This window comes from Nostoc sp. (assembly GCF_036917775.1).
Lineage (GTDB): Bacteria > Cyanobacteriota > Cyanobacteriia > Cyanobacteriales > Nostocaceae > Nostoc.
This window is the reverse complement of the sequence record NZ_JBALEQ010000124.1, coordinates 1-11,448: the sequence shown is the minus strand read 5'-3', so window position 1 is coordinate 11,448 and position 11,448 is coordinate 1. Positions and strand designations below refer to the sequence as shown.

Below are 11,448 nucleotides of genomic sequence, written 5' to 3'. Positions count from 1 at the left end.
TACTCACTTAATTTCCAATTGATGATGTATCAAAAAAATGTCTTAGTTCGAGTGCTGTGAATGGATTTTTTATTGTTTGTGAGAAATCCGGGTTTGGGTAGTGCTTATCCTGATTGGGTACGAGAAACAAGTTGGACGCTGATATTTCTAAACTTGTTTAATCTCCTCCCGGTTTATCCTCTAGATGGAGGACAAATTGCTGATTTACTGCTTTTTTCTCGTTTCCCTTATATTGGTGTTTTATTTAAAGTCTTTGGTGTGATTATCTTAGGATTTCTAGGAAAAGACAGACCAATGATGTTTTTATTTGCGATGTTGATCGCTATGGGCATCCCTAATAGCTTTCGCAGCGCTAAAATTAATCAAAAATTTCAAAAAGAACTACGACTAAATTCAACCATAGATCAGGACAATATTCTGCATTTCATATTCAAGTATCTGAAGCAACTCGGATATGGAAACTTGCCTTTCAGTAAAAGATATACCTTAGTAAAGGGATTGATTCAACAGCAGTACGAATCCCGTAGTAAATGGAAAACTAGAGTTTTTCTATTAGTTATATACTGTGTCAGCTTGTTAGGAGGAATATTAGGTACTTTGCAAGCTCTGGCTCCTAGCTGGGTAAAGTTATTAACTTATTACTCTCAAAATTCTCAGCAAAGACTTGAGCAGATCAGAAAAAATAGACAACAAGAAATTGAGCTGACAACTGCTGCTTTACGTACAAATCCTAATGATGTTAATGCTTATATTAAGCGATCGCAGGCGCGTTTGGGACTGCATGACTATAAAGGCGCACTAGCAGATTATGACCAAATTGTGCGCTTAAAACCTCACGATATTGAATCTCGGATGACTCGTGCCAGCTTTCGTAATAGATTAAAAGATTATAAAGGCGCGATTCAAGATTATAACGAGATTTTGCGCCTTAAACCCAAAAATGTCAGTGGTATCTATTACCAGCGAGCGCAAGTTCTTAATCATCTCGAAGACTATAAAGGAGCGATAGCTGATTACAACGAAATTATTAAATTGAATGCCAAAGATACCTACGCTTATATCTCTCGTGGATATACGCGTCAAAAACTCCAAGATTACAAAGGTGCGATCGCAGATGCTAACTATGTAATTCAGCTAAATCCTAAAGAAGCAGAAGCATATATATTGCGTAGCGAAATTCGTCGTCATTTGGGAAATAATCAAGGAGCGATCGCAGATGAGCAAACTGGAAACACTCTTTTTGAAGCTATGGATAAGGAAGATCCAAGTTGATAAAAACCAACAAAACAGACTTTGATATTAAGTAGATCGAGGCAGAAGGCAGAAGGAAATAGGGCTGTGGGCGGTTCTATACATCATGAATATTGGATACTTGTGGAAGATTTACCTGAGTTCAACCGTAATATTGTTGGTTTGATTGAAGTAATATCACAATTTCGCCAGTCAAAAACTTGAAAATCTGAAATTGGTAGCATAGATACAGTATGCAAAAATCCACTACTTTTATTCCCACAATTTATGAATAATAAAGTTAAATTCTTGACTCTTGCTTCCTTAACGTTGGCAGTTTCTTCTCTAACTGTCGGCACAGTTGTAGCAAAAGCGAAACTGACAAATCAATCAAAACTGTTTATCAATGGAATCGGTGCAGTACGAGTTGGGATGACTGTTTCCCAAGCGACAAAGGCTGCTGGTACTAAGTTAGTGGGCGATCCACCCAATAACAATTGCTACTATGTTAAGCCACAAAATGAACCCAACAATCTTTCGTTCATGGTGACAGGAGGTCGCATTTCTAGAGTAGATGTGCGGCAGAATACCCAAATTACTACCCTCAAAGGTGCAAAAATTGGCGATACCGAAGCACAAATCAAGTCTCTTTACCCAGGACAAATTAAAATCACACCTCATAAATACGTCCCAGGCGGACACTACTTGACATTTGTCCCGAAAGACCCTGCTGATCAGAACTATCGCGTTATTTTCGAGACTGACGGTAAGCGTGTTACTGGGTTTCGCTCAGGTAAACTACCAGAAGTTGAATTTGTTGAGGGCTGTTCTTGATTTAATAACTTTCTGCTATTGCTCCTAGTGCCAAAAACGACGATCGCACAGATTAAGGCTCATTTTTATATAAGTGCATAAATTACCCCGGCTTACTTTGTTGAAGCCGGGTTTTCTAATGTTTCCCAGATTGGGAAACAGACTTGGAAATTAGCTCCCCTTCTCCCTTTTTTATCGTTCCAGTTCATCCACTGCTTTAGGAACTCCCGCAGTTAACACCTCATGTCCATCAGGTGTAACTAACACATCATCCTCAATCCGAATACCAATGCCAATCCATCGAGGATCAGTCTCTGGCTGGTCTTCTGCTAGTTTGGTGTCAGGCACAATATATAGTCCCGGTTCCACTGTCAAAATTTGGCCTGGTTGCAAAATCTGCGGTTTGTCTTCACCGTGCTGGTAGACTCCCACATCATGAACATCCAAACCTAACCAATGACTGGTGCGGTGCATATAATATGGCTTATATTTCTCTTCTTCAATTAACTTATCAATTTCACCTTTGAGGATGCCAAGTTCAACTAAACCTTCTGTGATAACGCGCACTGCTGTATCGTGAACTAATTTGAAGGGATTACCTGGTTTCACTTGAGCGATCGCTTGTTTTTGTGCTTCCAATACAATCTCATACAGCGTCTTTTGTTCAGGCGTAAATTTACCCCCTACAGGAAATGTCCGGGTAATATCAGAGTTGTAATAACCGTAGGCACAACCGGCATCAATTAGCAGTAATTCTCCATCCTGCATTTGACGATTATTTTCAATGTAGTGGAGTACGCAAGCATTCACTCCAGAAGCCACTATCGAAGGATAAGCTGGGCCCATGCCACCCCGCACTCGAAAAATGCGTTCCATCTCCGCTTGAATTTCGTACTCATAACGCCCAGGTGCGGTGATTTCTTGGGCATAATTGTGTGCTTCCGTGGCGATCGCAACCGCTTGACGCATTAACCCCAACTCAGCTTCACTTTTAATTAGTCTCATGCTGTTAAGAACAGGGCCAGTATCTTCAATGGCGATCGGCCCAGTACCGCGTTTAGGATAAGTCCGCAGTAAACTTTGGTAATGTCTTAGGATTTGGTCATTGAAACTGCGATCGCGTCCTAAGTGATAGTAAAGGCGGCTGGCTTTTTCCAAATACTGCGGCAACTTTTCGTCTAACTCGCTAATGGGGTACGCTTCATCAGCACCATAAATTTCCTTGGCTGCATCTACCCCACAAAGATAACCAGTCCATACTTCCTTTTCGCGATCCTTCGGTTGTACAAACAGCACAAACCGATGTTCTGAATGATGCGGCGCTAACACTGCAACTGCCTGTGGTTCGTTAAAACCAGTTAGGTAGAAAAAATCACTGTCTTGGCGATAAACATACTCGACATCGTTGTGCATCACTGCCATTGGCGCACTGCGAAAAATGGCTGTGCCATCACCAATTTTTGCCATTAACTGCTCACGACGCTGCCGATATTCTGCTTGCATAGCTGATGTATGTATTAAAGTATTGTGTTATTTTACACTTTTGGCAACTGGCGATCGCACAGTTCATGCTTCTCGATAGTTACTAATCTAAGTTATTCTAACCAATATTTGTTTCCACTCCAGTCATAAATAGTTGAAGAATAATCACTTATCTTGAAAAGCTCAGATTTCTTAATTTTGAAATAACTCGAAAATCTAGTTTTTGTCGAATGATTTAGGATATTCATAAAAAAAATTATTTTGAATACTTCATTAAATTTCAACCTTGATAGTTAATAACTTATATCAATAATTTAGAAGTTTCCTATTAAAGAAATCAGCGCTACACAAACAAATTAGAACTACGTAGCGATTATTTTTATTTTAACATATTTTTAATTTCCTCAAAAATACGGCTATTCCGTTATCAAGACAGATTTAATAGTTTGTGTCAAACATTTAAGTAATTAAAAAATAAGGACTAAATCCCTGACTAACAAATTGCTTGTTATGAATTTAAATTTTCCAGACTACTGGTGTAAATACTTTTTATCTGACTAATTAACCGTTAAAAATATAAGTATATTTTTGATATTTTTTAAAATGTCAAAGAAAACAGATAAATCAATAAAGCTTTATCTGTAAATCATCATATACTTAAATCACAAAAAATATTTTGCAATTGCTTATGTAGAACTTGAAAATTTTATAAAAATAGTCTAAAACAAACAGATATTTATCTTAGAAGAATGACATTAATAAAGAAAAAATAGTTATAAAGAAATCTTGAAGCCCTCGGAAATGTTATTTAATTACAGAAAGAGATGAGCAAAAAAAGTTAAAAAAATATGACAGCCAATAATAAAAATTCCCCATGCCTGAAAATCTAAATTCCTCACCCTTAGCTTTGAATACATCTCGATTAGCATCAGATTCTTTTGCAAAATCAGAAATCTTGACAACTTCTCTTAAGAGTCTAAATTATGATTTGGGATTTGAAAGTAAAAGTTCCTCGTATACCCTACAAAATGAACCAGCAACCCTACCTGTCAAAACGTCAGCAAATCCCAATCCTAATCCTTACTTAACCAGTGCGGCGATTGTTCCTGACTTCAACGGTGATGGTAAAACAGATAAAGTTTGGGTCGATTCTACAACCGGTGAAATTGTCATTCGGTTGATGGATGGCACAAAAGTTGTCGAACAGGGATCTTTGGGTCAATTCGACCTATCCGCCTATGATTACAAGATTGCTGATTTCAATGCTGATGGCAAAACCGACTTCTTATTACGCAATAAGACAACTGGTGAGAACAGCATTGTGCTGATGGATGGAACTAGAGTTGGTTCTGCGGCTTCTCTATCTAGCGTTGATGCAGCCTGGAGTCCTCAGATTGGGGATTTCAACGGCGATCGCAAAACCGATATCTTCTGGCATAACGCTACAACCGGTGAGAACGCTATTTGGGAGATGGATGGTACCACAGTTCTCACTGCAACTGTTCTAGACACTACAGACACAGCTCTAACTCCTACCATTGTTGATTTCGATGGCAATGGCAAGAGCGATATTTTCTGGCGCAATGGGACAACTGGCGATAACAGCGCTTGGTTTATGGATGGTGCCCAAAAGACTGAATTTGCGCTGCAATCCCAAGACGCAGCCTGGACTGCTAGCCTTGGTGATTTCAACGGCGATTTAAGCACTGATATTCTGTGGAGAAACGCTCAAACCGGTGAAAACAAGGTTTGGACGATGAATGGTATCTTAGTCACAGAAGGCGCTTTGGGAACACTTGACTCATCGTGGACTTCCAAAATTGGTGATTTCAACGGTGATGGTAAGACCGATATCTTCTGGCACAATGGAACCACAGGTGCGAACACCGCTTGGTTGATGGATGGTACAACAGTTGCCACTGAAGCTTTCTTACCAACTAATAATGCTGCCTTGACACCATCCCTTGGCGACTTCAACGGCGACGGTAAGACCGATATCTACTGGCGCGATCAGACCGCTGGTTCAGACAACATTTGGACTATAGATGGAACAACAGCCGTTGACAATCCCATCAGCGATGCAGATAAGCTTGGCCCACAGTGGTATACATTCTAAAAGCTAGGATTTAGGAGTAAGGAGTTAGGAGTTAGGAATTATCAAATGCCTCTCCTGCTCCCCCTGCTCCCTTATCCCCTCATTTCCCGCTCCTCAAAACTTGTAAGTCAAAACCTGAATTTCACTCTTTTCTGGCAATTTACCAGGGCTAATGGAAATACTATCTCCATTGCTACGTCGCACTGTCGTACCTTGCATTAAGGTCAAAAAATCATCAAGTGGCGAAATATCACACTTAGCAGGATCAGCCGCCTGTGTCCGGTAATGGGTGGGAATCACCAGCTTGGGATTTAATACTTGAATAGCCTGCTTTGCTTCTTGAGCATTGTAGGCTTTTGCACTGCCTCCCACTGGAATAAATAGTACATCGGGTCGTCCCATCAAGATTTTTTGCTCGATGGAAATAGGTGCAGCGGCTCCCCCTAAGTGTAAGATATTAATCCCGCCTTGCTTCCAACTCCAAGCAGTATTTGAGCCAAATTGCTTACCACCTTTGCGATCGTGGTCTATGGCAATTCCTTGGAACTTAATACCTTTAAACTCATAAACTCCTGGTTCGTAGATGAGTTTTGCATTTCCCGGTAGTACATCCACCGCACCTTCATCCAGTAATTGACTGCTAATCAGTACCAAATCTGCTGCAACTTTTGGTAGTCGATATTTAGCAGTACAGCCAACCGTCCGAAATGGATTGACGAGAATTTTCGCACCACCACCAGTAAAAAGAAAGCAAGTATGACCCAACCACTGAACTGATAAACCGCTAGATTGTGCGTCAGCTTGAGATTTAGAACCCAAGGTAGTAACTAAAGCTGTGGCCAACCCCGCCCCAGCATAGCCCATCAACTGTCGTCGTTTCATTAATTATGCTCTTGACTGTAACTGTTCGAGAAAATTTCGTAATAACTGTTTTCCTGAAGATGTCAGGACACTCTCTGGGTGAAACTGGACTCCCTGAATGTGAGGATAGTTCCGGTGTCGCACTCCCATGATGGTGTTATCTTCAACCCAAGCGGTGATTTCTAACACATCTGGGCAAGTCTCACGTTCGATTACCAAACTATGATACCTAGTGGCGATGAGAGGATTTTCTAATCCCCGAAAAACCCCCACCCCAGTGTGAGATACCTGAGAGGTTTTGCCATGCATCAACTCTGGAGCAGGAATTATTTTACCACCGAATACTTGACCGATGCTTTGATGTCCCAAACAGACACCTAAAATTGGCAAATCTTGTCCTAGCTGTTCAATCAATTCTAAGGAGATACCTGCATCTTCCGGGCGGCCAGGCCCAGGAGAAATAACTACGGCTTCCGGCTTTAATGCCCGAATCTCATCTATGGATATCTTGTCGTTACGAAAAACTTTAATATCATTTGCTACTGAGAATTCGGCTGCTAATTCTCCCAGATATTGCACTAAGTTATATGTAAAACTGTCGTAATTGTCGATAACTATAATCAAATCTCATCACTCCTGGTTTTTAGCTCTCATCAGATTACTGATACTATATTGTTCGCTAGATATAAAAATAACGCTAACGTAGACACATAAATATTAAGCGGCTACTTTCTAACAAGCCACTTCTTAAATTTTTAATTTATTAAAATGTCTTCTCTACAGTGAATTGGGTAGAGTGCGATCCTTTTACCAAGTCACTTGGCGATGCCTGGGTTGGGCTACGCCTACCGTAAATCAATCATATTTACAAAGCGGATATAATTAACCTTACCAGAGGAGGCAGCAATAGCGTACCAGCTACCAGCACCGCTACCAAAGCAGAAACAAGAACTGCACCAGCTGCACAATCTTTAGCGATTTTTGCCAATTCATGATATGTCTGCTTAACGGTTAAGTCCACAAGAGACTCGATCGCTGTATTTAGTAACTCTAATGCCAAAACTAAACCACTAGTTATACCAATTACCGCTATTTCCACAGCTTGCAGGTGCAAAAATACGCTTAAACCGATTGCTAAAGCACAAACACTTACGTGGATGCGAAAATTACGTTGAGTTTGAAAACTATAGCTGATTCCAGCCCAAGCATATTTAATACTAACAAATAAATTAGAGGCTACTTTCCAGGAAAATTCCCGTTCGTTAGACACCAGTGTTTGTAACGAGGTAGGCGTTGGTGATGAAGAAATTTTTGGGGACATAGACTTAGAAAATACAAAAATAGAGTTGCTACAGTGGGAATATTCGCCGATCTTAATGGCAGAATTAACTTTGAGGCAATCTTTAAGCAAATTTGCACAGAAGTATTATAAAAGTATTACCCAAAATTAACATTAAGAACACATAACTACTGCTATTCCATGTCAATAGCAATACCTATTGCGTTCAGCAATTTTACTTGCTGTTTTAACATTCGCCCCAAACTTTCTTCATCAGGATGATCCCAGCCCAACAGGTGTAATAAACCGTGAGATGCTAACCAAGCTAGTTCAGTTGGTAAGCTATGTTCCTGCTGTTGAGCTTGGCGCTGTGCTGTATCTACAGACACGATAATATCACCTAGGTATAATGGTACAGATGCAAGCATTTCTTTGCTTTGCGGAAAATCCACTTCTAAAGCAGCAAAAGCTAAAACGTCTGTAGGCTTATTTTGCTGACGATACTGAGCATTCAGTTCTTGAATTTGCGAGTCATCTGTCAAACGCAGCCCAATTTCATAACTTGGCGCTGGCGGAATTTGAGGTTGAAGTATTTCCAACCACTGATTAAACCAATTTTCCCAAGTTTCAGGAGGAATTCGAGTATCAGTGTCAGCAATTTTTACAGATGTTGTCAGGGACAAATCGTAAAAAGAATCCTCCACATATAGTTCAACGCTCAGGGGCACATAGTCTCCTTGTCTGAGGTTTGTTGTTATGACTGTCTTTTGTCATTGGTCATCTGTCCTTTGGAAGATAAATGACTAATGACTAATGATAACCCTCATAAGTTGCGTAATAGCTTAGTGAGTTAAGTAAGCAAGACCAACAAGGAGAGCTAAAAGCCCTACAGCAGTCAACGCAAAATGCTTCAGGGAAGTTGCACCCTTCCGCACCATGTTTCGCATGGCGAGTTTTACGTAGCTAGGTTGAGGTTCTGTTGAAGGAGAGTTACTCATAGTTATTATGTCTACAGACTCTTTTATAACTGTAACAGTTGGTCTGGGATAGAATGGCGATCGCTTGCATATTACTCAGAAATTTCTCTCAAAACGCGCCAATCTAAAATCCTCAAAAATCAAAAGTGCTAAGTAATGTTGAAAAATCATTACTTAGCACTTGCAAATAATCCCAAATTATGATTATGGGTTTTCTACTAATTTGTTTTCTTGGCGCAAATAAGCTTGGATGAATGGATCAAGTTCGCCATTCATCACATCGCCAATCGCCGTTGTTTCTGTATTTGTACGTAAGTCTTTCACCATTTGATAAGGGTGAAATACATAGTTACGGATTTGGTTTCCCCAGGAAGCCTCTACCATATCGCCACGAATTTCGGCAATTTCTTGGGCGCGTTGCTCCTTGGCGATGACCAAAAGCTTTGCTTTGAGGCGATTTAGGGCTTTCTCTTTATTTTGCAACTGCGATCGCTCTTCTGTACAGCGCACGGCAAGACCGGTGGGAAGGTGAACAATCCGCACCGCAGTTTCTACTTTGTTGACGTTTTGCCCACCTTTACCACCAGAACGAGTTGTGGTGATTTCCAAATCTTTGTCTGGAATATCCAATTGCACAGAGTTATCAATCTGCGGCATCACTTCCACCCCGGCAAAACTGGTTTGTCGCTTGCCGTTGGCATTAAAAGGGGAAATCCGCACTAAGCGATGTGTACCCATTTCCGATCGCAAGTAACCATAAGCATAGCGGCCGGTAATTTCTAGGGTTGCCGATTTAATTCCGGCTTCATCACCCTCCGATTCTTCAGCTAAAGTTACCTTATAGCCGTGAGCTTCGCCCCAACGGGTGTACATCCGCATCAGCATAAATGCCCAGTCTTGAGCATCTGTGCCACCAGCACCAGCACTAATCGTCAGTACAGCGCCCTCAGCATCATAAGGGCCAGAAAGTAACTGTTGTAACTCCCACTGATCCAGGTCACGATTTAGTTTAGTGATAGTAGATTCCGCTTCTTGGAGTAGTGCCTCATCGGTTTCTAACTCCAACAATTCAACAACTGCCCTAGTATCTTCCAGATTGGCGTGCCAGCGATCGTATTGCTGGAGGTGGGCTTTCAGGTCGTTGAGTTCTTGTAGCGTTTGTTGAGCCTGGGTTTGCTCATTCCAAAATTCTGGCTGTGCTGATATTTTTTCGAGGTCTTGAATTTTGGCTGTCAGTGCAGGTACGTCAAAGATAGTCCTGGGTTTTACCCAGGCGGCCAGACAACGTTTCGATTTCGCGTTTGAGTTCTAGGACATCCATAATGCTTGGTGAATGATAGATAGAGCGCTTTGGATTGCAAAATTGCTCTTTATTCTACTTATGTTTCTTGATTTTAGCTGTAATTGGGCAAATTTTTTCTGCACAACTTGTATAGGTTACAAAAGTTACTTGAAATTATCAAGCGCTTCTTCACCCACTGAAGTAGTGTGATTTAGCTGTTGCAGATAGGCTTTGATAAACAAATCAATTTTACCGTCTAATACCTCTGTCGCAGCAGGTGTTTCTACATTGGTACGTAAATCTTTCACCTTGGTGTAAGGATGCAAGATATATTCACGGATAAGCTTGTTGGATAGAGGTTTTATCTGTCGGGGTTGAATTTTGTCAATCTGGACACCTTGGGCTAGTGCGATCGCAAACAGTTTACTCTTGAGAATAGCTAAGGCTTTCTCTTTGTTTTGCAGCTGGCTACGCTGTTGGTCGCAAAATACACTAATCCCGGTAGGAATATGAACCACCCGCACCCATACTTCTGTACGGTTGACATTCCCTCGATGGCGATACCAAGTAATTTCCAAATCCTTCTCTGGAATTTCCCACTCAACGGACTCATCCAATATTGGAATAACTTCTACACTTGTTAAACTCGTCTGCAAGCTTTTAGCAGCATCAAAGGGCGATATTTGCTGTAGTTGATGTGTGCCAGTTTCTGATTTGAGGCAGCCGTATGCACAACGTGCTGTAATTTCTAAGGTTGCATACTTAATTCCGGCCTCATTCCCATCAGAAATCTCTACTACATCCAATTGGTAATTGTGGCTTTTAGCCCAACGCCAGTACATTTGCAGCAACATATATGCCCAATATTCAGCATCTACACCACCAACCCCAGCAGTAATAGTTAAAAATGCACCTTTTTGGTCATGGGGGTCAGACAATAATTGTCGTATTTCTGCTGTTTCGAGTTCTTGTTGGAGTTGGGTAAGGTTGCTTTGCACCTCTTGCCACAATTGCTCATCGGCTGATAATTCCAGCAATTCCAACGCAGCCTTGATATCTTCTAGAATCGAACACCAGCGCTGATATTCCTGATGCTTGTAGAATATGGAGTATTCAATTTCTTGAAGTACTTCATAAGCACGGGTTGGATGATTCCAAAAATCCGGTTGAGCAATTACTTGATCTAAATATTGAATTCTTGCAGTCAAATATTGGAGGTCAAAGACAGTCCTCAGCCTTACCCAAGATATTAGACAACTTTTCTACTTCAATTTTGATATTTAAGAGTTCAAGCATAGTTTTGCTCACTTGAGGCTAAACTTATCTACATATTCTCTCAGAGGGTGACAAGCGACCTATAAAGTTTGCTGCATAAGGGAGAGGGCAGAAAAACCACGCTGAAAATAGAGTTGTTTATGAGGTTTGAGGG

The 11,448-nt window shown here is 40.9% G+C and carries 11 protein-coding genes; 3 read left to right on the top strand and 8 right to left on the bottom strand.

Annotated elements, in window-relative coordinates:
* The first annotated feature begins 60 nt into the window (after positions 1–60).
* Both V7K69_RS26100 and V7K69_RS26095 read left to right on the top strand, forming a co-directional pair.
* Positions 61–1,272, top strand: a complete 1,212-nt coding sequence (locus V7K69_RS26100) for a tetratricopeptide repeat protein (RefSeq protein ID WP_335039783.1) — start codon at positions 61–63, stop codon at positions 1,270–1,272.
* Positions 1,273–1,518: 246 nt separating this feature from the next.
* Complete coding sequence (locus V7K69_RS26095) at positions 1,519–2,064, top strand: hypothetical protein (RefSeq protein WP_335039781.1); 546 nt, start codon at positions 1,519–1,521, stop codon at positions 2,062–2,064.
* A gap of 171 nt (positions 2,065–2,235) precedes the next feature.
* Here V7K69_RS26095 and V7K69_RS26090 read toward each other — a convergent pair whose 3' ends face one another.
* Positions 2,236–3,546 carry an aminopeptidase P N-terminal domain-containing protein gene (locus tag V7K69_RS26090; RefSeq protein ID WP_335039779.1) on the bottom strand — a complete coding sequence of 437 codons (1,311 nt, stop codon included), beginning with the start codon at positions 3,544–3,546 and terminating at the stop codon, positions 2,236–2,238.
* Between the two features lie 853 nt (positions 3,547–4,399).
* On the opposite strand from V7K69_RS26090, the gene V7K69_RS26085 reads away from it, so the two are divergent.
* The gene (locus tag V7K69_RS26085) at positions 4,400–5,641 is read left to right on the top strand and encodes an FG-GAP repeat domain-containing protein (RefSeq protein WP_335039777.1); all 1,242 of its coding nucleotides are present in this window, start codon (positions 4,400–4,402) and stop codon (positions 5,639–5,641) included.
* Positions 5,642–5,734: 93 nt separating this feature from the next.
* Here V7K69_RS26085 and V7K69_RS26080 read toward each other — a convergent pair whose 3' ends face one another.
* The 7 genes from V7K69_RS26080 to V7K69_RS26050 form a co-directional block, all read right to left on the bottom strand.
* Positions 5,735–6,502 (bottom strand): MBL fold metallo-hydrolase, encoded by a 768-nt coding sequence (locus tag V7K69_RS26080; protein WP_335039775.1) that lies wholly within the window; start codon positions 6,500–6,502, stop codon positions 5,735–5,737.
* A gap of 3 nt (positions 6,503–6,505) precedes the next feature.
* Positions 6,506–7,105 (bottom strand): anthranilate synthase component II, encoded by a 600-nt coding sequence (locus V7K69_RS26075; protein WP_114084118.1) that lies wholly within the window; start codon positions 7,103–7,105, stop codon positions 6,506–6,508.
* 241 nt (positions 7,106–7,346) lie between these two features.
* On the bottom strand, positions 7,347–7,802 hold the full coding sequence (locus V7K69_RS26070) for a diacylglycerol kinase family protein (protein ID WP_335039772.1): 456 nt from the start codon (positions 7,800–7,802) through the stop codon (positions 7,347–7,349).
* 152 nt (positions 7,803–7,954) lie between these two features.
* A complete protein-coding gene (ybeY, locus tag V7K69_RS26065; RefSeq protein ID WP_335039785.1) occupies positions 7,955–8,482 on the bottom strand; it encodes an rRNA maturation RNase YbeY in 528 nt (175 codons plus the stop codon).
* 120 nt (positions 8,483–8,602) lie between these two features.
* On the bottom strand, positions 8,603–8,758 hold the full coding sequence (locus V7K69_RS26060; protein WP_012408076.1) for a DUF3285 domain-containing protein: 156 nt from the start codon (positions 8,756–8,758) through the stop codon (positions 8,603–8,605).
* 183 nt (positions 8,759–8,941) lie between these two features.
* Positions 8,942–10,058 (bottom strand): peptide chain release factor 2 gene (gene prfB, locus V7K69_RS26055; RefSeq protein ID WP_335039770.1). Its coding sequence is split into 2 segments (ribosomal slippage): positions 8,942–9,985 and positions 9,987–10,058, totalling 1,116 coding nucleotides; the frame shifts between segments, so codons are not numbered across the junction.
* Between the two features lie 125 nt (positions 10,059–10,183).
* Positions 10,184–11,315 (bottom strand): PCRF domain-containing protein gene (locus V7K69_RS26050; RefSeq protein WP_335039767.1). Its coding sequence is split into 2 segments (ribosomal slippage): positions 10,184–11,239 and positions 11,241–11,315, totalling 1,131 coding nucleotides; the frame shifts between segments, so codons are not numbered across the junction.
* Between the last annotated feature and the right edge of the window lie 133 nt (positions 11,316–11,448).

Coding starts and splice junctions, on each gene's coding strand:
- V7K69_RS26100 (WP_335039783.1), top strand. CDS start 61: ATGGATTTTTTATTGTTTGTGAGAAATCCGGGTTTGGGTAGTGCTTAT.
- V7K69_RS26095 (WP_335039781.1), top strand. CDS start 1,519: ATGAATAATAAAGTTAAATTCTTGACTCTTGCTTCCTTAACGTTGGCA.
- V7K69_RS26090 (WP_335039779.1), bottom strand. CDS start 3,546: ATGCAAGCAGAATATCGGCAGCGTCGTGAGCAGTTAATGGCAAAAATT.
- V7K69_RS26085 (WP_335039777.1), top strand. CDS start 4,400: ATGCCTGAAAATCTAAATTCCTCACCCTTAGCTTTGAATACATCTCGA.
- V7K69_RS26080 (WP_335039775.1), bottom strand. CDS start 6,502: ATGAAACGACGACAGTTGATGGGCTATGCTGGGGCGGGGTTGGCCACA.
- V7K69_RS26070 (WP_335039772.1), bottom strand. CDS start 7,802: ATGTCCCCAAAAATTTCTTCATCACCAACGCCTACCTCGTTACAAACA.
- V7K69_RS26060 (WP_012408076.1), bottom strand. CDS start 8,758: ATGAGTAACTCTCCTTCAACAGAACCTCAACCTAGCTACGTAAAACTC.